Source organism: Ferrovibrio terrae (assembly GCF_007197755.1).
GTDB lineage: Bacteria > Pseudomonadota > Alphaproteobacteria > Ferrovibrionales > Ferrovibrionaceae > Ferrovibrio > Ferrovibrio terrae.
In genome coordinates this window covers 671,226-693,055 of the sequence record NZ_CP041636.1, presented here as the reverse complement: position 1 = coordinate 693,055, position 21,830 = coordinate 671,226, and the positions used below count along the sequence as shown (strand labels likewise).

The window sequence follows — 21,830 nt, the reverse complement described above, 5'->3', positions numbered from 1 at the left end:
TGGGTGCGGAGCAGGGCCAATGGCACGACATATGGTAAAGTAATTGCTGTTGCCCGGGGCGGCAGTTCATGCGATGGCATTGCCGGACCGCGTATGGGGCGAGCGGGTGTAAAGAGGATCTGGGGAATTCATGGGGGACCGGTCGCAAAACTCGGCTGGCGTCACGGCGGAGCCTACGGCTCTGGCAATCAAGGACTATGCACGGCGGCTATCCACCCTGCGCAACGTGGATGGACTTGAATACCGGCAGTTTCGCGCCAGCCTGAAGCCCCGTTACCTAGTGGTATGGCGGGATATTGGTTTCGGTTATGGCGCGCTGGTGGCACTGATTGGTGGTGCACTCTGGCTGCCTGTCACCAGTGTTTCCGCCATCCTGCTATCGGCCGTCTTGTTCGGCACTGCACTGGGGTACTGCCTCCATTACCTGTCGCTGTTTTTGCATGCGGCATCACACTACAATCTAGCAGCAGATCGCACCTGGAACGATCGTCTGGCGACGGCCCTGTTCGGGCTCTGGTTCGGTTACGATATCCAGACCTACCGCACAGTCCATTTCCGGCATCACGCACATCTGGGGACCGACAGGGATCCGGAGAATTCCTACATTGAGCGTCTCGATCTGCCCTTTTTCCTAGGCGCGCTGTCGGGGCTTCGTTTCCTACGCAAGCTGGCTGGTACCCCGGCCGCGAAGGATGATGCCGGCTTTGTGCCGGGCCGCCCCTTCCCTGGCTTCCGCCTTTTCAGCGTGACGGTTCATCTCTTGCTGGTACTGGTGGCCGCGTTGCAGGGTGAATGGATCTTCGTGCTGGCCTGGCTCGGCTGTTGGGGCATCGTTTTTCCGCTGCTGACCGATCTGCGCCTCATGCTAGAGCATCGCCCGGACGTCACGGCAGCGGCAACGGGCATCCAGGACGGAAGCGGGCCATGGGCGGCGACATCTAGGATGTTTGTTGCCGGCCCGATCAGTGCGACATTTGGCGGGGCAGGATTTGACCGCCATCTCCTGCATCATCTTGAGCCATCCATCCCCTATGAACGGCTTGCCGATTTCGAGGCGTTTCTGGGCAAAACCGATCTGGGCGCGGTGCTTGTCGGCGCGCCTGCCACATACCGGCGTGCCTTTGCCGCCTTGTTCGGGAGATAACATTGTTTATTGCGAGCTTCTCACTTAAGACCTTCGTGCAGCGGCTGCTTTGCGAAATTCAGGAAATCGTCGATTTCGCCCATCTGCATCCCGTCCGGGAAATGCAGAAGCTGGCGCTTGCTGAAACCGTAAAATACATCAAGGACAACATGTCCGATGCGCTGGGCTGCTACACGGCGAAAGGCGTTCTGGATGTCGCGCTGAAGAAAGCCGCCAGGAATGGGCATTACCTGGAATTCGGCGTGTTTCGTGGAGGCACGATCCGCTATATCGCCAAACATCAGCCGCAGGACGGCGTGAATGGTTTTGACAGCTTCGAGGGACTGCCAGAAAGCTGGTCGGGCTATACGATGGACAAAGGCACCTTCAATCTGGACGGCCGTCTGCCCAAGGTGCCAGCCAACGTCCGGCTGCATCCAGGCTGGTTCGACAAGAGCCTGCCCGCATGGCTGGACCGCAACGAGGGACCGGTTTCCTTCGTGCATGTGGACTGCGATCTCTATTCATCGACGAAAACCATTTTCGATTTACTGCGGTCGCGCCTGCAGGCGGGAAGCGTCATCGTTTTCGACGAGTATTTTGGCTACCCGAATTGGCAGAAGCATGAGTTCAGGGCTTTCCAGGAATTCGTCACGGCACATGATGTGACATACAGCTATCTGGCCTATTCGCGCATTCAGGTTGCGGTGCAGATCACGGCCATCGGCCGATCTGCCGCGGCTTGAGAGTCAGCAGCTGAGATGGATCGCACAGATTTCAATGCGAAATGGCAGGCCGGTGCGACGTCAGCGCTGGTGACCGGCGCATCGGGTGCGTTCGGCGGTGCTGTGGCGGCGGCGCTGCGCCGGCAGGGCGTGCATCTGCTGCTCAGCGGCCAATCCGAACTGCGCCTGGCCGAGACCCGCGCCAGGCTCGAACAGGCTGTGCCTGGTGCGACGCGCATCGATCTGCTGCCGGCCGATCTGGGGCAGCACGCTGGCCAGCAGCAGCTCGCGCTGGCCCTGCAGCAGCAGGATATCGGCATCCTGGTACACGCCGCCGCGGTGCAGGGACCGATCGGTCCCGCCTGGAACAACGATCCGTTGAAAATGCGGGCGGCCTTTGAAGTGAATCTCTTCGCCGCGATTGCGCTTTGCAATGCCGCCGCGGCTGCCATGCCGGCCCGAGGCGGGGGCAAGATCATCTGCTTTTCGGGCGGTGGGGCGACGGCGCCGCGCGCCGACTTCTCCGCGTATGCCAGCACCAAGGCAGCGTTGGTGCGCTATTGCGAATGTCTGGCTGTCGAAACCCGTGACACAGGCATCGACGTCAACTGCATTGCACCGGGAGCGGCGCTGACGCGGATGACCCGCGAAATCTTCGCGGCGGGCGCCGGCGTCAATGCGAAGGAACGCCAGGCCGTGGAAACGGCTGCAGCGGGCACGGAAGATACGCTGGGGCGTGCCGCCGATCTGTGCGCTTTCCTCGCTTCACCCCGGAGCCATGGCATAACGGGCAAGCTGATATCCGCCGTATGGGATCCCTGGCCGTCGCTGGCGGAGCATATCGACGATCTGCAGGCGAAGGATATCTACACGCTGCGCCGTATCGTACCGGCCGATCGCGGCTTGACTTGGGGAAACTGAGATGCGCCTGGCAATTGTGGGCTGCGGGCTGATCGGCGGCAAGCGAGCGGCGGCTGCCCTCGTGGAAGGTCATGCTGTCACCGTAGTCTGTGACATCAATACCGAACGCGCCGCTGCTCTGGCGCGCAGCACGGGTGCGCGCGTGGCAATGGACTGGCAGGAAGCCGTAAAGGCGGACTGCGATATCGTAGTGGTGGCCACGACTCACGCCCTGCTGGCACCGGTCAGTATTGCGGCCGTGCAGGCCGGCAAACATGTCCTGGTGGAAAAACCGGCGGGGCTGAACGGCGCCGAGGTTTCGGCAGTGGCAGCCGAGGCCAGGAAGCATAATCGGCTGATCAAGGTCGGCTTCAATCACCGCTTCCATCCCGGCCTGTGGAAGGCGCGGGAAATGGTCGCCACAGGCGCGGTTGGTCCCCTGATGTTTATCCGTGGACGATACGGCCATGGTGGACGGGTTGGTTACGATAAGGAATGGCGCTGCGTGCCGGAGATTTCGGGTGGCGGTGAGCTGATCGATCAGGGGGCACATCTGATCGACCTGTCACGCTGGTTCCTGGGCGACGTCACGCTGGATTACGGTGCGGCGCTGACCAGCTATTGGAACATCTCTGTCGACGACAACTGCTTTCTGGCTCTGCGCGGCCCCAAAGGCGAGATGGCCTGGCTCCATGCAAGCTGGAGCGAGTGGAAGAACATATTCAGTTTTGAAATCTATGGCCGCGACGGCAAGTTGACCGTGGAAGGGCTGGGGGGCTCGTACGGGGTGGAAAAGCTGACTTATCATAAAATGCTGCCCGAAATGGGACCGCCGGAGACCGCCAGCTGGGAATATCCCTTCCCGGACGATTCATGGATCCGTGAATACCGTGATTTTTCTGCCGCCATTGCGGAAGGCCGTCGTCCGGTCGGCGATATTGACGATGCGGTGGCAATGCATGCCATCATCGATGCGACATACGGGCGGAGTGGGAAATGATCATCACGCGCAGCCCGCTTCGCATCACCCTGGGTGGCGGCGGCACAGATCTTCCATCCTACTATGAAAACCATGAGGGTTTCCTGATCGCCGCTGCGATCGACCGGTATGTCTACATCACCATTCACCGGACCTTCTTCGACGAGTTCATCGTCAAGTATTCCAAGCTGGAGAAGGTTAGCCACGCCAAGGAGTTGGAGCATCCGATCATCCGTGAAGCACTAGATCTGGTGAACCTGGACGGGCGCGGCATGGAAATCACCAGCATGGCTGATATTCCGGCTGGAACCGGACTGGGATCTTCCGGCAGCTTCACCACGGCACTGCTCAAGGCGCTGCATAGCCTGAAGCGGAATATCGTCCATCCCGAAGAGCTGGCCGAGCAGGCCTGTCATATCGAGATCGAGCGTCTGAAGGATCCGATTGGCAAGCAGGACCAGTATATCGCTGCCTATGGCGGCATCACATGCTTCCGCTTCCAGAAGGATGGCAAGGTGAAGGCCTGGCCCTTGGCCATAAGTGAGGAGACGCGGCACAATCTGGAGGATGGCCTGGTGATGTTCTTCACCGGCTATTCGCGCCGTGCCGCCGATATCCTCAAGCAGCAGGACGATCAGACGAAATCCAAGGCCGATGCCGGTGCGATGGTGGCGAACCTGCATTACGTGAAGGACCTTGGCCTGCGTAGCAAGGATGCGCTGGAACAGGGCGACTTGATCGCCTTCGGTCAGTTAATGCACGAGCACTGGCAGTACAAGAAAAAGCGCTCCGGTGCCATGTCGAACCCGCAGATCGACGAATGGTACGACTTGGCCATGCGCAACGGTGCAGTGGGTGGCAAGCTGATCGGTGCCGGTGGCGGCGGTTTCCTGATGTTCTACAGCGCGGACAAGACGCGGCTGCGCCACGCCCTGCTGGCAGCTGGTCTGAAAGAAGTGCGGTTCCATTTCGATTTCGAGGGAACCAAGGTGCTGGCACAATGACCATGCCACCACTGATTCTGCTGGCCGGTGGGCTTGCCACGCGCATGCGTCCGCTGACAGAAAAGGTGCCGAAAGCCCTGCTGGACGTCGGGGGGGAGCCGTTCATTGCACACCAGTTGCGGCTGCTGGCCGGTGAGGGGATCGACCGGGTTGTGATCTGCACCGGTTACCTGGGTGAGATGATCGAGGATTTCGTGGGCGATGGTGCGCGCTTCGGCATCCGGGTCTCCTATTCTCCGGACGGGCCGGCACTGCTAGGGACCGGGGGCGCGCTGGTCCGCGCTCTGCCACAGGTCGAAGATTTATTTCTGGTGATGTATGGCGATTCCTATCTGCCCTGCGCCTTTGCGCCAATCGTTGAAGCGTTCCGCACCAGCGAGGCGCTTGGCGTCATGACAGTCTTCCGCAATGAAGGGCGATGGGAAAAAAGCAATGTCGAATTCGATGGCGCGATGCTGCATCGCTACGACAAGTTCAATCCGACGCCGGCGATGAGCCATGTGGATTACGGCCTCAGCGGTTTCCGCAGAGAGGCTTTCTCAGGATATGCCGATACGGCACCTTTCGACCTTTATGTGGTTTTCGCCGATCTGGTGCAACGCAAGATGCTGATGGGATATGAGGTCAGTGAACGGTTTTACGAAATTGGTTCGCAGCAGGGCCTCGCGGAAACGGATATTTATCTGAGGAGTCAGTCGATATGACGATCAGTGCGTACACAGCCATGTATATGGAAGAAGTCTGCAGGGTCGCCCAGGGGATCGACCAGGGCCAGGTGGACAAGATAGTCCGGATTCTGGCAAAAACGCGTGCCGATGGCGGCCGGCTGTTTTTCCTCGGTGTCGGGGGCGGTGCCGGCAATGCAAGCCACGCAGTGAATGACTTCCGCAAGATAGCGGCCATCGAATCCTATGCGCCGACTGATAACGTTTCTGAGCTGACCGCCCGCGTCAATGACGATGGCTGGGAAACGGTCTTCGCCCGCTGGCTGGAAGTCAGCAAGGTAGGCAGCCGGGATGTCGTGTTTGTCTTCTCCGTCGGCGGCGGCAATGCGGAAAAGAATATCAGCGCCAATATCGTGCAGGGACTGAAAGTCGCCAAGGCGGCGGGTGCGAAGGTTGTTGGCGTGGTCGGCCGCGATGGCGGCTATACGGCGCAGGTGGCCGATGCCTGCGTCATCGTGCCGACCGTGAACCCCGAGACGGTGACGCCGCATGCCGAGGCTTTCCAGGCGGTGGTCTGGCATCTGATCGTGTCGCATCCCGATCTGAAGCAGAACGAGATGAAGTGGGAGGCCGTACGGTAATGTCCTCGTCCCGGGCCGTATTTCTCGACCGGGACGGTGTCATCAACCGTAATGTCTACTATGCGTCCTCCGGTGAATGGGAGGCGCCGCGACACCCCGACGATCTTGCGATTGCCGCCGGAGCGATGACCTCGATCCGTCAGCTGAACGCGCTGGGCTTTCGGCTGTTCATTGTCACCAACCAGCCGAGTTTTGCGAAAGGCAAATGTTCGCTGGATGACCTGAAGGCCGTGCAGGCGCGCGTGGAGGCGTTGATCGCGGAAAGCGGCGGCGTACTCACGGAAAGCTTTGTCTGCTTTCATCATCCGGACGGAGTCGAGCCGGGCTATTCCGGCCCGTGCGAATGCCGCAAACCCTCGCCAGCGTCCCTGCTGGAAGCAGCGCGTCGTTTCAATATCGATCTCGGCCGCAGCTGGATGGTGGGGGATCGGGAGACTGACGTCGCCTGCGGCCATGCCGCGGGCGTGCGGACCATTCGCATTGCACCGGATCACCCGGTTGCAGCAACAGGTATATCGACTGCCGATTATCAGGCCGCAGATCTTGCCGCTGCCGTGGCGGATATCATTGTTGCAAATGCGGACCGGAAATAGAGATGCAGGTGGGACAGATGATCGCCTATATGAATAAGGCAGTTGCCGATTTCCCCGGGCTGCTGATGCGGCATCCGAAGACAGTTGCGGCACTGGTCTTTCTGTTCTTCACCCTGCTTATTACATCGCCCGGTTGGCTTAATGGCCGGATATTTGTCGGCAGCACCGACAACTATTATCACCAGATTCCAAATCTGATGTTTACGGTGAAGTCACTGAAGGCGGGGGATATTGGTCTGTGGAATCCGTATATCCAGACCGGTATCGACTTCTCCAGCAGCACCCATAACATGATTTATTCGCCATTCAACTGGCTGCTGTTTCTGTTTCCTGCCAGCTGGTATCTCTATTTGCAGACGGTCCGGGTTTTTCTTGAGATATGGGCGGTCGGGTTTTTCGCCTTTCTCTTTTTTCGCGAAGAAATCCGGAATGATAAATGGGCGCTCTTCGGAGCGGTGACGTATCAGCTCTGTGGATTTCTATATCTCAGCCTTACGACTTATCCATGCGTTCAGCTTTTTTTCCTGATGCCGGCCTGCGGGTACCTGATATGGACCATGGAAAAGCGATCGGCGCTGCTGAACTATCTCTTATTCGTCTTGTGTTTTTCTCTCATCATCCTCGATGGGAATATCATTTATGAATTCGGGTCTTTGCTCGTTGTTGCCATCTGTTTTCTCTATCGCTGGTGGCCGAACTCCGTGGCGCTGTGGCGTCCTATCGCTCCGACCCTGACTTTCTATTCGGCCGCCATTACCGCCCTGCTGCTGACGGCTGTGCGCTGGGTGCCGATCAGTCTGTCGATCATGTTTGATGGCGCGCGTTTCGAGGCGAATGGCCTGATTCAGTCGATCCCCGGGCGGGTACATACCCTGGCAATGGCGGCCTTCCCGGAATCCTTCGGAATAGTGCCGACCGATTCAAGGCCGTTCTTTCGAGCGCTCTGGCCTTCCGACGGAGGGCACGCGCAGTTTCATGGCTTCACGTATTTCGGTGTGGTCGGCCTGTGCCTGATACTGCTCGCGCTTATAGGGCGTCCCAAGCGGGCGATTTTCTGGCTCGTCTGGCTGTTGATCGCGGCTTGCTGGTCTTTGCAGGTTGCGCCGGTCACAACCATTCTTGATGCCGTGTTCTTCCCCTTTGTCCATACGATCATCCCTAAAATGTCGCTGCCAATCGCGGCGGCAATGGCGATTGGCTATATGGGCATGCATCTGGAACAATCTTCCAGGCGGTTGCCGGCGGGGGCAATCATCATATTGGCAGCAGCGCCTATTCTGTTTGTCGCCATTGCAATAATTCCGCGCATTGTATTGGCGCCGGGTTTGCTGTGGCCGCTGCGCGGGCTTCTGCTCGCGATCATCGGCTGCATGGTATTAAGCTATGTCATGGTGATGTACCGGCCCGAACGGTATGCCCTGTACGTCATGGCGGTTGCCGGCCTTGCAGGGACAGCCCTGTTGATCTTGATCTATGATCTGCTGCCTTCGCCGATGATGTTTTCGGCACTCTACTACATCGGACTCGCCGTCCTGGCAGGGCTTGCCGTGTTTGCTGCCCAGAAAGCGGGTGCCTTGGGGCCGGCTTATACCGGCCTGATATTGCTGGCGCTCACGGTCGCCATTCTCGCCGGCCCATTCCCGGTGTCGATGCCATGGCCTGATCCGTCCAGTTTGATAAAGCTGGCTGCCGGCGGGATGGTGCGTTACATCATATTTGCACTGATCATTATGGGGAGTATCGCTGCACTTCGAGCCGGACGCTTGGCGAGTGGTAATGTATTCCTGCTGCTGATGGCGCTAACTGTAGTGGACTTGGTTCCTTACAACATCAATTACTCCCGGCAGATCACAGAAGCCTTTTGGAAGTTGGACCGCCTTTTCCCGGATCGCAACTCCATTATTCGGCCTCAATCCTCATCGCAAACGGAAGCGCTGCCGAATCTCCTCAAGAATCCTTCCATGGAACAGTGGAGCAGTGGCGGGGGTGTTGCTGATTGGGTTCTAGGTGGGCGGGAGATGACGGCCGCGCGTATTCCTTCACCGGTGAGTGGCGAGTATGCCGTGCAGCTGAAGTCTGTGAATGGAGGCAATCTTTATCAGGACAGGCCTGCGCCAGACCGCACTGTGCTCGTGAGCTTTGGGGTCTGGGCGCGATCTGATGGTCCGGGCCTGCCGCAGATTCTGCTGACAGATGGAACGACAGGCCGTGGATCACCGCCCTATTCCGGAAACGGCCGCTGGCAATGGCTGGAGGCATCGCTGAAGGTCGAGCCGACTGCCAGATACATCCGCCCGCATCTTTATGTGCCGGCAAACGGCACTGTCGAGTATGACGGAGCCAAACTTGCATTCGGCCCGAAATTGCTGCCGTTCGGCTATGACAAGGATCATGATGATCCGCTGAAGCAGGGATTTGACGGCGAATGGATGCAGCCGCTTGATCCCGAGCTCGTAAACTACCGCGTAAATTATCCTCATATTTTTCTTCAACTGAGCGGAAGCGAACTACAATCCAACATTCCGTCGGTATATGGCCTGCGGTCATATGGCGGATTGAATTCCGATGTTCCGGCTTTGCTGGGCGAGATAATCCGGCGCCTGGAACCGGAAAATTTCAATGCGGCCGGCTTTTACAGTCAAGCCGCCTCACCCGTACTGAACGATCTTGTTGGGAACGGCTATGACCCGAATTATCGTCAGGGACGGGAGATCCGTCCTACGGCTCTGTCGCGCTTTATGTTCTTCTCAAATTTCGAAGTGTACCAAAATGGTAATCAGGTTCTGGATCGCATCGCGGCACCTGACTTTGTAGCCCGGAATGGCCTGCTCCTCATGGGCTACCGGCCGGATTTTCCTGCCTCACCGGGCCGCGGAGGAAAAGTCGAATACGAAGAGAAGCGCCATCATGAGTTGACGATGACTATAGAGGCGCCGCAGGCCGGCATGTTGTTCTTTGGCGATGGGTATAATCGCGGCTGGCGCGCTTTCGTGAACGGGCAGGAAGTGCCGGTGGTTCGCGCAAATCACGCCTTTATGGCCATTCCTGTTCCGGCAGGCCGCCATGAGGTCGAATGGTTGTTCACGCCACCATATTTTAAGATGGGGCTTCGCATAACTCTTGTCGGTTTCTTGCTGCTCATCCTGACGGTCGCGGGGTTGTTTTTCTTTATCCGGCCGAAGAAGGGGGTTGCGGTATCGATAGGTTGACGAGGAGTTATTGGGGAGGGGCTGAGCGGTGGGTCATGATGATCCACATGCCTCCGGCGGCCTTGGAGCTCAGCTTTATCAGGCTGTCCAGAATCGATGTGGCAGCGAGAAGCGCAAAATCATAGAAGCGGCGTCCGACGATTACTTTGGGCGGGAAGATGGTATCCGCAATACTTCTTGGGAGCCACTTCATTGCAAGGACATGAAACGTCCACACCCAGAAAGTGCCAATTGGGTATGTTTCGTTATGCTTCACGTCCAAGCCGGCTTTGCCTGCCAGACGTGCGAAGCTGCTGGCACTGAAGAGATGCCAGTGTCTGGGCGCGTGGTATCCACCCCAGACACCGGAACGAAAGACGCGAAACGCCAGCGTATCGATGGTCGGGGTCTCGAAAAGCATCACACCGGCCGGCTGCAACAGGTTGCGGCATTCATTGAGAAACTGATCGGGTCTGGCAACATGCTCGATGACATGGAGGCAGATGACGGCATCGAAAAATTGCGGCTCAATCTCTACTTCTCCGATAAAGCCGTGGATTATCTTGTGCCCCTTGCGTTCGGCGCGTGACAGGGCGGATGACGAACTATCAAGCCCGTATGTCTGCGCTTCAGGGATGAGGGTTTTAATGGCGTCGAGGAATTTTCCTTCACCACACCCAATATCCAGGATTCGCAAAGGACGGCCTGCGACTTGCGGCAGAAATGGTACAAGGCGCGTTTCCAGCGCCTTGACTCTGCCGCGGGCTACAGCTCTCAAAACCCAGGAGTCCGGCTCTTCGCTGTCATCGCCAAAGGCATAGTAGGTCGGCGGATAGATGCGCCCCAGTTCGGATATTGAAGGGCGGGGGAACAGGTAGACGTGCCCGCATTGACACTGAATTACTGGAAAGGCGATCGCCGTCGTATTTTCGTATTCATGTTCTTTGACGGCGCCAATCACATTAACATGGCTGCGCTGGCCGCAAATCACACAAAGGTTGTCATGCTCAAGTTGGAAGCTTTCACGGGCGGCGACCTGTTGAGCTTTCTCTACTGTAGTGTTCAGCGTGTTGCTCCGCTTCTTAGTTGTTTTTGCAGTCCTGCGAGCGATTCCATATAGGATGGCGATAATGCATTTTCGCGCGTTTCATAATGAGAATTAGCCATAAATTCACGGTGAAGCGAGGGAAGAAGGTAATACGGCACCTGTGGGAAGAGATGATGCTCGTGGTGATAATTGAAATTGAAAGGGGCAAGGAAAGCACGTTCAAAGATGTTGAATATTCCGCCTGCATTCGTTCGAGAGAACTCCGCTTCGGACCTGCCGGCATCGATCAGGCCGCCATGCTCGCCGACTGACCGAGTTCGATTGAGAATGCCGGGAATGACAACCAGGGGCAGGATCCAGAATGCGAAATAACCCGACCAGTTCTCATTCCATATAAAAAAGCCGAGAACGCAGCTCTGTGTGAGAGCTAACAGGATCAGGAATTCGAATTTGTCCCAAAGTGGAACCTGAAATGCTCCGGCATCGGCCGCCACGGTTCGGCCAAGGCTGCGTCGGACAGAGTCGATTGGCGCCAGCAGGCACCACAACCAGACCGATCCACCGGCTTTTTCCAGGATTGCCGCATCCTCGAACAGATAAGCATCCGGATCGCTTGCCGTGCCGACGGACTGGTGATGAATCAAGTGGCTGCGCCGCATGGCTGCAAAATTGAAGGTGATCAGAGCGCCGCAAATGCGGCCAAGGAGATTGTTCGCGCCGCGCCAGGGGAGGAGGCCTTGATGAATGGCCTCGTGAACGGCGACCAGCAGCCAGTATTGTGCCGTGCCAACCAGGATGATTATCAGGGGAGCTTGCCAGGATAACGCCGGGGTCTGAATCGCAAGGGCGACGACTGCGGTCACAGCAAGAAGGTGGGCCGTTGTCAGCAGAGCATTCCGCAGCGGGAGGCGGGGCAAACGCCTTACAATAGGCAACAACTCTGCTCTCGCAAAACGCTGCGGCGGTGCCTCGCTGTTCATGGTCCTGTCCTCGGGATTCCAGAGGCTACCGTATTTTGCTGTATAGTGGGCCGCAAGGGTGAATATGTGCCTGCTTTGTGGTGAACTGGCTTTTGAGGCACGGCGATTAAAGCAAACGCACCGGATCTTTCCCGGGGCGAATGACGGACGATGGCTGTTTGCGTGAGGTACGGGAAACGGGTAGAAATTCCCGGTCACGGGGAAGGGGTCTTACGGCCAATGGCGATGGGTATTACTAGAAAAATCAGTAAAATACTCGATATTCCTGCAGTTTTTGTGCTTCAGCAAAAAATCGGCAATACCTTTTCCACTCTACGCACGCATTTTGCTCCGGAGTTGGCAGGGGGAGGCTTGTCAATTCTGGATGTCGGCTGCGGCACAGGCACTTGCGGCGCGAACTTTATCGACATGAAGCGCAACGCCTATACCGGCGTCGATATTGTTCCCCAGTATATCAACTGGGCTGCGGCGCATTATCCGCATGGCAAGTACATAGCCCATGATGCCCGCTCATTGCCGTTTCCAGATCACAGCTTCGATGTCGCCACCTTTGTCGGCGTTCTTCATCATATGGATGACCAACTTGCCATGGATTGCCTGGCCAGCGTGCGGCGCGTGCTGAAGCCTACCGGCCAGTTACTGGTTGCGGAACCTATTTTCTCCGATGGTAAGCCACTTAGTAGTTTCTTCCTGCGTCATGATCGTGGCAATTTTATCCGACCTGCGGACGGGTATGAAAAACTGCTGCGGGATTTTCAGGATATCCGGCAGGACAGGTTCCCGTTTTCCCTTCACACATTCGCCTCGTTCCGGGCACGGCCGCGGCCGGCCTGACCACACGATTCATCCACGGATAGACACATGCTCAAGAAATTCAAGATCAAGCTTTTCATGGATGGCGCCGAGATCGGTCCAATGCGACAGGCCTATCAGGAGAAGCGGGTCAGCGGTTTCACCACCAACCCCACGCTGATGCGGAAGGCAGGCATTGCCGATTATGAAGCCTTTGCCCGGGAAGCCATAGCAGCTATCCCCGACCTGCCGATTTCCTTCGAGGTATTTTCCGACGACCTCGCCGGCATGGAGCGTGAAGCGCGCATCATCGCGGCCTGGGGAGGGGATACCTATATCAAGATTCCGATCATGAACACCAAGGGCGAGTCGACCGTGCCGCTGATCCGGAAACTTTCGACGGAAGGCTTCTCGCTGAACGTTACGGCCATGATGCCACTTGATCAGGTGCGGGCCGTTGCCGAGGCCGTCAGCCCAAAAGCGCGCACCATCGTTTCGGTTTTTGCCGGCCGCGTTGCCGATACCGGCGTGGATCCGGTGCCGCTGATGACGGAAGCGGTCGCTATCCTGAAGTCCAATCCAAATGCCGAACTTCTCTGGGCCAGCCCGCGCGAGCTGCTGAATTTGTTTCAGGCCGATGCCTGTGGATGCCATATCATCACTGCAACTTCGGATATTATCGCCAAGCTGGCGCTGGTCGGAAAAGACCTGACCCAGTATTCGCAAGAGACGGTGGCGATGTTCTATCGGGATGCCACGGCCGCCGGTTACAAGCTGGCCTGACACGATGGAAACGACGATGGCCACCCCCCAGACCAGAATCCCCGGCACGGCAGGGCCTGCGATTAGCGTCGTCGTGCCCGTCTACAAGGAAGAAGGCAACATTCGTCCCTTCTTGGAGCGGGTAGTGCCGGTGCTGGAAAAAATCGGCACTTACGAGATTCTTTTCTGTCTTGATCCATCGCCGGATCGTACGGAAGACGTGATTGCCCAAGCCATCGCCGAAAACCCCAATATTCGACTTCTGGTGTTCAGCCGCCGTTTCGGCCAGCCTGCTGCGGTGGCTGCTGGTATCGAGCTCTGTTCCGGCGATACCTGCACCGTGATCGATGTTGACCTGCAGGATCCGCCCGAACTGATCGCCGACCTCCATGCCAAGATGCAGGAGGGTTACGATGTGGTTTATGCGAAGCGCAGGAAGCGGAACGGTGAAACGGCCCTGAAGCTGCTGGTGGCGTGGTTGGGCTACAAGGTGCTAAACGCCGTCGGCGATGTCCGTATCCCGCGCAACACGGGTGATTTCCGGATCATGAGCCGGCGCGTGGTGGAAGAGCTGCGCGGTCTCAAGGAGGTGCACGGCTTCCTCCGCGGCCTGGTCGCATTCGTCGGGTTTTCCCAGGCTTTCGTGGAGTATGATCGCGACGCCCGCGCACATGGCGCGGGACACTATAATCGCTATATCGGCTCGCTGAAAATCGGCTTCAACGGCCTGATCGGCTTCTCTACCTTCTTGCTCGATCTGACGCTGATCCTGGGATTGGCGATCAGTCTGATCGCTTTCCTCGGCGTGGTGTATGTTCTTGCGGCGTTGACGGTGTTCGGACAGGATTTCCCGCTCGGCACACCCAGCATTCTGATCTCGATCTTGTTCCTCGGCGGCGTACAACTCATATCGGTTGGTGTGATCGGTCAGTATGTCGGACGGATTTATGAAGAGGTTAAGCACCGGCCGAAATATATCGTGCAGCGCTCCGTGAATATTCAACTGCTTGAAGATACCAGAGCGCGGCGGATGTCTTGATGGCGAGCAATCCTGACGGCCTTCACTCCGACTATTTTTGTACTGCTGACGAATGTCACTGAATATGTCAGCCGGTTTGACGGGCGTGGCCTTTATTACACAGCCCTGTTCAAGGCGCTTTTGCGGCTCTGGTCGTTTTTTGGCGCCTAACAGTGATGCCGCAAAAGCGTCAGTCCGAAGTGGGAAACTGAAATCGGAAGTAGTGCCAATTGAAGTTGTTAGCCATTGATGGATATGTACAAGTTATATAAATTCTAAATAGTACATAGGGGTTAGTTTCAGCATTCTGCTGTGGGGGCAGGCAGCGATGTCATTCGCGCGCGATATTGCGGGCGGCAATCTTGTTGCCGCAGCACGGTCTTCCGGACGTGATCTTTATGATGCAGCTGCATTCGGCCTGATTGGCGGCGGAGCTGCCGCACTTCAGGCTCTGGCTGCCGTGGACGCGCCGGAGGCGCGGCTGTTTCATGCTCTGGCGCTCTGGATCGACGGGCAGGACGATGAAGCTGCGCGGATGCTGCAGCAGGCGCCCGCTTCAGATGCCGCAAGCAAGCTGGCTGCGATACTAGAAAAGGATCGGATACGCGTCCTTGGCTTTCTGCCGCATCATCGTGGAGGGCCGCACTGCCTCTTCGCCGGTGCAAGCGCCGATCCGCGGTTCGAGATTTCGAATGTCTGGTTCCATGCACCGCGCGGCGACGGCATCGCCAACCGTGTCGATGCCAGCATCCATCATTTCTATCGTCGCGTGGCAAAACCGGATTTCCTGGTCAGTGAAATGGCGGAGTGGCACGTTCTGCCCCGTAATCTTGCCGAGGCCCCCTTCCACAAGATCGCGCATACTTCCGATTTCGACATTCATGGCCAGGAAGTCATCCCCTGGCTCCGGCAGTTCGACACGGTTCTCACACTGGATCATACGGAATGGGCGCGGTTGCGCAGAGCAATTCCTGATAGCCAGGTGCTCACCTATCCAAAGGCTTTCACCATTTTCGACAGGGCGTCGGATATTCCCGGTTACGCAGAGCGTCCGATTGATATCCTGATGACCGGCACGGTCTTGTCGGACTATCACAACGACAAGAACGAATTGATCACGCGCCTTACCGCGCAGGGCGAGCTGAAATGCATGTTGCTCAACGGTTTCGTCAGCCCTGCGGAATACGAGAGTCTGACGCGCCGGAGCAAGCTGACGCTGAGCTTTGTTCGCCATTCCGGCACGATGCCGACGCGTGCACTGGAATCTCTTAGTCTCGGAACCTGGAGTCTGGTGCAGGCTGATTCGGCCGTGCATCTTTATCTGCCCGAGAATGCGGCCCTGCTGAAATACAATTTCGGTGATTGGTCCGGCCTGGCTAGCGAGCTGGCGTCTTTCCTTCGCCACTGCGCCAAACATCCCGAAGACTACGTCGGACGCGCCGCGCTGACACGCCGCGCCGTATGCGAGGCCTTTGCTCCCGCGCGCGTGAGTTCGCAGTATATGCGCTTCTGTGCCGCCCTGCCGGCAATAAAATCGGCTATCGGCATGAGTGGGCGACAGGTCCGCACCGCCGCGCCGCAGATGCAGAAGCGCGGATGCGTCGTGAAGGGCTGGCTACCGGCCGATGGTGATCCGGAAACTCTCGCCACACTGCTTGAGAGCAATCTGAAACTGGCCGCGAATATCGATGATTATGGCGGTTTCAACGATGCCGGCCGCGAGAATCTGATCGAATATGCCAGGTTAATCAATGCCGGCAACACACAGCCGGCCCTGCTGCAGGCGGCGATCGAGGCATGGGGCCGCGCCATTGCCATGCAGCCCGAAGCGCTGGCGCCGCGGTTCAATCTCATTCGTGCGCTTTATCATTTCGGGGCGACGGCGGAGCGGCAGCAGGCCGGGCGTCTGCTGGAAACCACGCTGGCGCTGCGTCAGGCGGGTACGCTGTACCTCAAGGCTGAGGACGATCTGCTGCCGTATGACTTCCATCCTTCCCACTTTAATGGCCAGGTTTGTAACGATTTGCGGCTGGAAGCTTTCGGAGGTTCGCTGAAAGCCCTGGATGCGGTTCGCGACCTGATCATTGCGTCGCTGCATTATTACAGGGCGCGGGCTCTCGGGAACGATCCTGCGGCCGAAGCCGATTTTGACGCAGCCCTGGCACTGGATGAAGGCAATATCCATTTCCGTATCGGATATGCACAGTATCTCCTGTCGACGCAGCCGTTACGGCATAAGGCGGCATTGGCGATGCTCCGGAACATCGCCAATGAGAAGGCGTGGACGCCGATACTGGGTACGCTTCTGCATGTAATGGGAGATGCACCGGCGTCTTCCAGGCGGCATGTCCAGTTCTTCGATATTGAAGGCGAACTGGCGCGCCGTGAGCGGTATGCACTGTCCCGCTGCCTCACAATGACAGGTGAGCGCTTCTTCGGGCTGCGGCAGCTCAGTTCGCAGGTCTCAAAGATAGCGCTGATAGTGTGTGGTGCCGGCATCAGTGCCAGCGAACAGATTTACCGCTCGCTTGCCGACCTTAGGCAAACCTGTCCCGAGGTCGAGATTGTGGTCGTCGATACGGTGCTGGATTGCCGCTCCTCGCCTTTGACCGGTCTGGCCAGTCTGCTGCTGACGGTACCGCAGGCAGGCATCATGGCCTACAGTTCGATGGCAATCGGGAACGTCATCCCGCAACTTCAGTCGAAGTTCGTCGTTGTGGCAGAGCCGGACATGGCGGATATCTCGTCCGTCGCTGCCCTGGTCAAACGCCTGGCAAAGCCTGGCCGACACGAAACCGACATTGTTACGTATGATCGACGGCCAATCCTGCTGGAGAGCAAGGCTCCGGCAGGCGGTGCACAGAGAGAGCTCCTCGCGGTTGGTGCGCCAGTCGAGATGCTGCGGATAGCGTCGTTGCCGCAATCGACTGGTATGCTGCAGGCTGCGAGCCTCACCTTGCCGATCTTGGCGCATCAGTTGCGCGCCTCTGCAGCAGCCTTCTATTTTGCCGAGGAAGAAACCGGCAGCCTCTACTATCTGGACAAAAACGACCCGCTGCTTGAACTGTCCGACTATGTTTCACCGGACGAGGCACTCGTTCTTTCACTAGTTTCGCCGAACTGGAACCGGTTCATTGCGGAGGCCTCTGCATTTTCTGGCCCTCCCGCTCCCTTCCAAGACGTCATCGAGACGGCTCAGTCACAGCTGGCGGCGCCTGTCGTGCTGGCCGGGGCTGACAATGACGGGGGGATGAATTTCGGCCGGGATTCGCTTGCCTATCGCATAGCGCGGAGCATCTATCGGCGTTACCTGAAACGCGGCGACGTGGCGCCGGGCGAATTGGCCATGCAGCTTGGCTTCGTGCGCTTTGAATATGTGCGCCCGTATCTGCGTGTGCGGTTTTGTAGGCCGGGCATGACGAAGCGCTGAACCGGTTTCAACGCCAGCGCGGTGCTGGCAGTCCGAGCTTCGCCTTTTTGTCGATCAGGCGTTTCACCTTCACGATCGACGATCCGATAATCGCATGGCGCTGATACGGCCAGTAGCGGAAATCGAGGGTGAATCCGTACATTTTCCGGACATTGAGTGGCCCGAGCGATACGGGGATGGCAACGAGCCGGTCATGGCAGGCGAAAAGATTGTGGTCGCGATATTCTTCTATTTTCCAGAAAGGTGGTGGACTGTGGTCAAGTGGCGGAAAGACATCAGCCACCGCTGCCTCGGCATCTTCCTGACTGTCTGCGAGAACGATGCCGAGTGTGCCATGCCGTTGGCGATCAGCCAGATCCGTGGCCGTCAGGCGTAGCCATTGGGGCGCGGCATAATACTGGCCGCTCCAGGTAAGGAAATTGTAGGGCCAGCTTTCCTTCAGAATCCGGATGGCATTGTTCGACACGAAGTCACGTCGGGAATCGACATCGTTGGCCTGGATGCAGAAGCGGAAATACTCGCAGGCCTCACAGACGGAAACGTCACCCTTTACCATGCTGCGCACGTAATCGGCGGTCGCATTCTGCCAGAGTTCGAGCAGAGGTGCCTTCAGGATATTCCCGACCGAGAACTGATGGCAGAGCAGCACATCGCCATCATAATTTATGCGAGCAAATTTGAAGGGCGAGCGGCAGTCAACCTGCATTCCAGGATACGGGCCGTTCTGAAAATGTGTGGATGGAGTGACGGGCAGACGTGCATGCGGATTATCCGACATCACCACGCCGGGCTGCGGAAAGTTACCGGCGAATTCCGTACGCAGATGGCTGTGCCGGAAATAGGGTGCGGACAGCGTGATGCGCCGCTTTTCGTCGATCACCAGACGCGTTGCTGCATCCAGAGCGGCCTCGAGGGAATCCAGTGCCGGCTGAACCGCTTCCTGTTTCAGGATCTCGGCCTCGTCGCGGATCACCATGTTGATGAAACCGATATGGTCGAAACCATGTGCGTCCCAGAATTCCATTGCTTCGACGATTTCATCGATATTCGATCGGAGAACGGTGTAGTTGATCTGGAAATAGGTATCCGGCCGGCGCGCCAGGATGGCTTTTTTGAATGCCAGAATGCGGTCGACGGCCTGCCGGAAGTTTCCGCGTTGCCTGATCCGCTCGTAAGTGGTGGCGCGGGCCCCGTCAAATGAGATGGTCACGTTCCGGAAATTGCAGTCGGAAATTTTCTCGATCAGGGCATCGGTGAACAAGGTGCCGTTGGTCACCAAGTCGATGTCCATGCCCAGATCGGTCAGGCCATGGACGATTTCGGCAAACTGGGGATGGGCGACAGGTTCATAAAGATGGCCGAGCTTTGCCCATTTTCCCTGCAGGCCCTGAAGGTTCTTCAGGAAGCCGATATCCAGTCGTTTCTTGGTGATCCGCTCATAGCTGACATGGCACATGATGCAGCGCAGGTTGCAGGTGTGGATCGGCTCGATTTCGATAACCTCGGGAATCCCGAAGGCATCCAGAGGGGTGACTGAGTACAGCGGATCGAAATGCTTCCAGGCACCATCGCGATCAATGGCCTGGCGTGCCGAGGCTTCATCGTCTGCCCACAATACATACGGGTTGATGCGCGCCGTCGGTTCGGCCAGGTCGACCGGGCCCAAAGCCTGCGGCACGGCGGCAAAGCGGCTGCCAAGCCGGACGAGGTTGTACGACCGGTGGTCGCCAACAAGCTCTGGCAAGTCCTGCATCGCGATGGGGCTGGCAGATTGCTGCATGACGCGACTGTAATCCATCGGGCCGGTAGGGGCAGTAAATTTCACAACTGGCCGTAGTTTATAGTTTGGTTGTTGCGCGATCTACAGCACTGAAAGCGGCAGAAAGATTGGGGGCGGTAAACAGCCGTTTGCTGGCCTGCAGGGCTGTCCGTTCCGCCTGATCCGTCAGATTGGTCGGCCCGGCCGCCGTCGATACGGCAAAGACTTCTTGCCCCAGGGCCACCAGATTGAAGCCTTTGTAGTTTTCTATAAGGAGCTTGGGTGCATTGGCATGCGGCGGCAGTGTATCGGTTGTTGCTGCGACAAGATGGTTCATGACGGCGGTGAGCCGATCTACCTGGTGGCGCAGTCGCAGGATTTCCCGGGCTTCGGAAAGGCTACTGAAGCTGAACAGAAGGGAATCTCGGGTCAGTTTCTGACGCACGCCGAGGTCGCGCAGGTCGATGTCACCAGCCCGCAACGCGACGGCAAGAATCTTTTCATTATATGAAACCAGGTTGAAGCCGAAAGTGTCACTCTCAATGACCTTGGGAACTTCCAATTGCTTTGGTGCTTCCCGTTCCGGATGTGCGACGGGAAGGTCGATCCGCAGTTCGGATAACAGAGTATTGAGGCTGTCAGCCTGAACGATCAGCCGGCTGCCGATAAGCTTGCGGAAATATCCTGTCCCCAGTGCCGTGATATCGATATCGCCCAGTGAAGCCGCAATGGCCAGATACGCGTTGCCATAGCCGATAATATTATATTCATCGTTCCGGGAAATCGGCGTTGGTCTCGCGTATTGCACCGCTGCAGTCGGTGCAGACAGAACTATTGTTTCCTGTCTGGCTGTTTTCGTCTGTGAATAAAGCAGGAAACCATTTTCTTCAAGGAAGGTTGTGATCTGCTCAACCGCCTTTGGTAGACTGTTGTGGGCAGCCTGTATGGGCGACGGTGAAGCAACTTCAATTCTCTTTGATGAATCCCCAGCCATCTGGCAGATGACGGCGATATCGCCATCAATGTCACAGACAACGTCACCTGCGACATCCAAGGCTAGCCGGGTCCGGACGGCATTCGTCAGGCGCATTGCAAAGGCATACGAAGGCAATGCAAGGCGGAATGGCTTCAGCAGCGTTGCCTTCCGCCCGTAACCATCCGCGGTAAATGGCGAAGGAGCAAGTTTTCGATAGGCATCTATATGTGCTTGCTGGAACTCTTCGAGATGGGACCCGATCCGTCCGGCCCGGTATGTGGCGGAACCGGTATCGTAGAGCTTCTGACAGAGAGAGGCTGTGGTGCCCGGGAAGTGGCAGGCGAGTTGGAACTGCCAGACAGCCATCTGCTGGCGTTCGGTGGTACCGCCACCAGCTTCCCCGACAAGATCTTCATAACGAAGCATGACGGTGTTGGGCTGACTGGACCAAGGTTCGAACGGGGCCAGGAAGTGTTTCAAGTCCGGCCACCCGTCGCCACCTTCTATGACGCGCAGAAGGCGTTCATACTGGTCCGGCATGGTGGAAAAATATGGGTGCCACGAACTGTACAGCGGAGGAAGATTCTTATTGTCGTGGAACTGCTGCGGCGGGGCGTGCAGGAAATGTGCGAGTGAGACGGCGACGTCACGCGGATCCCGTACAAGAAACAGGCATACGGTACTTGCCAAGGCCTGCATCCGGTAATCAGGTGCATGATAGGGGTCGAGGGAAAATTCAGCATGCTGGTCGATGCCGTTGGCATAATATATACGACCGTCCGAAAGCATTCCCGAGATCGGCAGATGGGGTTTGAAACCGATGCGGCCAAGGAAATTCATCAGCATATGGCCGCCGGTCTTGGGCGGGCAGATGACGAAGAAGAAGCGGCGGTCCCAAAAGTGGTCGGATCGCGGCGCAAAAACCTTCAGGTCAGAAAGTTCGCGATAGGCCCAGAGCGCGTGCGTTACAGCAGTGCCGCTTGCCGCAACAACAATCACGTGATCGCTGGCGTGCGGCGACCGGGCCTTGCCGATACTGCCGGCACCGTGCGCGGCGAGGGCAGGTGTGACGGCGACAGTATAGTGCCTGGCCTGCAGCAGGCCTGCCAATGTGATTGCCTTCTCGGCGTCGCTGCCATCAAGAAGGATTTCGCAACCCGCGGGCCATTGGGCTGCGGCCTTGGCTGTCAGATCATCGTCAGTATCAAAGAATTCTAGGCGAGCCCCGGTCATGGAAGGCCTGTCCT

17 protein-coding genes are annotated in these 21,830 nt (G+C 57.6%); 13 read left to right on the top strand and 4 right to left on the bottom strand.

The window, feature by feature from the left end:
* Positions 1 to 130 precede the first annotated feature (130 nt).
* Genes FNB15_RS03265 through FNB15_RS03225 form a run of 9 tightly spaced genes read left to right on the top strand, consistent with a single transcriptional unit; the run spans position 131 to position 9,839 of the window.
* On the top strand, positions 131 to 1,144 hold the full coding sequence (locus FNB15_RS03265; protein WP_144067337.1) for a fatty acid desaturase family protein: 1,014 nt from the start codon (positions 131 to 133) through the stop codon (positions 1,142 to 1,144).
* 2 nt (positions 1,145 to 1,146) lie between these two features.
* Positions 1,147 to 1,869 (top strand): TylF/MycF/NovP-related O-methyltransferase, encoded by a 723-nt coding sequence (locus FNB15_RS03260; protein ID WP_144067336.1) that lies wholly within the window; start codon positions 1,147 to 1,149, stop codon positions 1,867 to 1,869.
* Positions 1,870 to 1,884: 15 nt separating this feature from the next.
* Complete coding sequence (locus tag FNB15_RS03255) at positions 1,885 to 2,769, top strand: SDR family NAD(P)-dependent oxidoreductase (protein ID WP_144067335.1); 885 nt, start codon at positions 1,885 to 1,887, stop codon at positions 2,767 to 2,769.
* Between the two features lies 1 nt (position 2,770).
* Positions 2,771 to 3,748, top strand: a complete 978-nt coding sequence (locus FNB15_RS03250) for a Gfo/Idh/MocA family protein (protein ID WP_144067334.1) — start codon at positions 2,771 to 2,773, stop codon at positions 3,746 to 3,748.
* A complete protein-coding gene (locus tag FNB15_RS03245; protein WP_144067333.1) occupies positions 3,745 to 4,731 on the top strand; it encodes a GHMP family kinase ATP-binding protein in 987 nt (328 codons plus the stop codon). Before FNB15_RS03250 ends, FNB15_RS03245 begins: the two co-directional genes overlap by 4 nt.
* On the top strand, positions 4,728 to 5,435 hold the full coding sequence (locus FNB15_RS03240) for a nucleotidyltransferase family protein (RefSeq protein ID WP_221932738.1): 708 nt from the start codon (positions 4,728 to 4,730) through the stop codon (positions 5,433 to 5,435). Before FNB15_RS03245 ends, FNB15_RS03240 begins: the two co-directional genes overlap by 4 nt.
* Positions 5,432 to 6,037: an SIS domain-containing protein gene (locus FNB15_RS03235; protein WP_221932737.1), complete on the top strand. Its 606-nt coding sequence runs from the start codon at positions 5,432 to 5,434 to the stop codon at positions 6,035 to 6,037. The genes FNB15_RS03240 and FNB15_RS03235 overlap by 4 nt, the downstream gene beginning before the upstream one ends.
* Positions 6,037 to 6,630, top strand: a complete 594-nt coding sequence (locus FNB15_RS03230; protein WP_144067332.1) for a D-glycero-alpha-D-manno-heptose-1,7-bisphosphate 7-phosphatase — start codon at positions 6,037 to 6,039, stop codon at positions 6,628 to 6,630. Before FNB15_RS03235 ends, FNB15_RS03230 begins: the two co-directional genes overlap by 1 nt.
* 17 nt (positions 6,631 to 6,647) lie before the next feature.
* A complete protein-coding gene (locus FNB15_RS03225) occupies positions 6,648 to 9,839 on the top strand; it encodes a YfhO family protein (protein ID WP_185973697.1) in 3,192 nt (1,063 codons plus the stop codon).
* 7 nt (positions 9,840 to 9,846) lie between these two features.
* On the opposite strand, the gene FNB15_RS03220 is transcribed toward FNB15_RS03225, so the two are convergent.
* Entirely contained in the window at positions 9,847 to 10,809 is a 963-nt protein-coding gene (locus tag FNB15_RS03220; RefSeq protein ID WP_185973696.1) for a class I SAM-dependent methyltransferase, read from the bottom strand.
* A gap of 71 nt (positions 10,810 to 10,880) precedes the next feature.
* A complete protein-coding gene (locus tag FNB15_RS03215) occupies positions 10,881 to 11,846 on the bottom strand; it encodes a fatty acid desaturase family protein (protein WP_144067329.1) in 966 nt (321 codons plus the stop codon).
* A 219-nt stretch (positions 11,847 to 12,065) separates the two neighbouring features.
* On the opposite strand from FNB15_RS03215, the gene FNB15_RS03210 reads away from it, so the two are divergent.
* From FNB15_RS03210 to FNB15_RS03195, 4 genes are all read left to right on the top strand, one after another.
* The gene (locus tag FNB15_RS03210) at positions 12,066 to 12,680 is read left to right on the top strand and encodes a class I SAM-dependent methyltransferase (RefSeq protein ID WP_185973695.1); all 615 of its coding nucleotides are present in this window, start codon (positions 12,066 to 12,068) and stop codon (positions 12,678 to 12,680) included.
* A 27-nt stretch (positions 12,681 to 12,707) separates the two neighbouring features.
* On the top strand, positions 12,708 to 13,421 hold the full coding sequence (locus tag FNB15_RS03205) for a transaldolase (protein WP_144067327.1): 714 nt from the start codon (positions 12,708 to 12,710) through the stop codon (positions 13,419 to 13,421).
* Positions 13,422 to 13,437: 16 nt separating this feature from the next.
* Entirely contained in the window at positions 13,438 to 14,439 is a 1,002-nt protein-coding gene (locus tag FNB15_RS03200; protein WP_144067326.1) for a glycosyltransferase family 2 protein, read from the top strand.
* Between the two features lie 307 nt (positions 14,440 to 14,746).
* Positions 14,747 to 17,848, top strand: coding sequence for a tetratricopeptide repeat protein (locus FNB15_RS03195; RefSeq protein ID WP_144067325.1), 3,102 nt, complete (start codon positions 14,747 to 14,749; stop codon positions 17,846 to 17,848).
* A gap of 7 nt (positions 17,849 to 17,855) precedes the next feature.
* Here the strand turns inward: FNB15_RS03195 and FNB15_RS03190 are convergent, their stop codons facing one another.
* Both FNB15_RS03190 and FNB15_RS03185 read right to left on the bottom strand, forming a co-directional pair.
* Positions 17,856 to 19,628, bottom strand: a complete 1,773-nt coding sequence (locus FNB15_RS03190; protein ID WP_185973694.1) for a radical SAM protein — start codon at positions 19,626 to 19,628, stop codon at positions 17,856 to 17,858.
* Between the two features lie 58 nt (positions 19,629 to 19,686).
* A complete protein-coding gene (locus FNB15_RS03185; protein ID WP_144067323.1) occupies positions 19,687 to 21,816 on the bottom strand; it encodes a hypothetical protein in 2,130 nt (709 codons plus the stop codon).
* Between the last annotated feature and the right edge of the window lie 14 nt (positions 21,817 to 21,830).

Bases quoted from the DNA above. Each gene is read 5' to 3' on its own strand.
- FNB15_RS03265 (WP_144067337.1), top strand. From the start codon at position 131: ATGGGGGACCGGTCGCAAAACTCGGCTGGCGTCACGGCGGAGCCTACG.
- FNB15_RS03255 (WP_144067335.1), top strand. From the start codon at position 1,885: ATGGATCGCACAGATTTCAATGCGAAATGGCAGGCCGGTGCGACGTCA.
- FNB15_RS03250 (WP_144067334.1), top strand. From the start codon at position 2,771: ATGCGCCTGGCAATTGTGGGCTGCGGGCTGATCGGCGGCAAGCGAGCG.
- FNB15_RS03245 (WP_144067333.1), top strand. From the start codon at position 3,745: ATGATCATCACGCGCAGCCCGCTTCGCATCACCCTGGGTGGCGGCGGC.
- FNB15_RS03240 (WP_221932738.1), top strand. From the start codon at position 4,728: ATGACCATGCCACCACTGATTCTGCTGGCCGGTGGGCTTGCCACGCGC.
- FNB15_RS03235 (WP_221932737.1), top strand. From the start codon at position 5,432: ATGACGATCAGTGCGTACACAGCCATGTATATGGAAGAAGTCTGCAGG.
- FNB15_RS03230 (WP_144067332.1), top strand. From the start codon at position 6,037: ATGTCCTCGTCCCGGGCCGTATTTCTCGACCGGGACGGTGTCATCAAC.
- FNB15_RS03225 (WP_185973697.1), top strand. From the start codon at position 6,648: ATGATCGCCTATATGAATAAGGCAGTTGCCGATTTCCCCGGGCTGCTG.
- FNB15_RS03215 (WP_144067329.1), bottom strand. From the start codon at position 11,846: ATGAACAGCGAGGCACCGCCGCAGCGTTTTGCGAGAGCAGAGTTGTTG.
- FNB15_RS03210 (WP_185973695.1), top strand. From the start codon at position 12,066: ATGGCGATGGGTATTACTAGAAAAATCAGTAAAATACTCGATATTCCT.
- FNB15_RS03205 (WP_144067327.1), top strand. From the start codon at position 12,708: ATGCTCAAGAAATTCAAGATCAAGCTTTTCATGGATGGCGCCGAGATC.
- FNB15_RS03200 (WP_144067326.1), top strand. From the start codon at position 13,438: ATGGCCACCCCCCAGACCAGAATCCCCGGCACGGCAGGGCCTGCGATT.
- FNB15_RS03195 (WP_144067325.1), top strand. From the start codon at position 14,747: ATGTCATTCGCGCGCGATATTGCGGGCGGCAATCTTGTTGCCGCAGCA.
- FNB15_RS03190 (WP_185973694.1), bottom strand. From the start codon at position 19,628: ATGCAGCAATCTGCCAGCCCCATCGCGATGCAGGACTTGCCAGAGCTT.
- FNB15_RS03185 (WP_144067323.1), bottom strand. From the start codon at position 21,816: ATGACCGGGGCTCGCCTAGAATTCTTTGATACTGACGATGATCTGACA.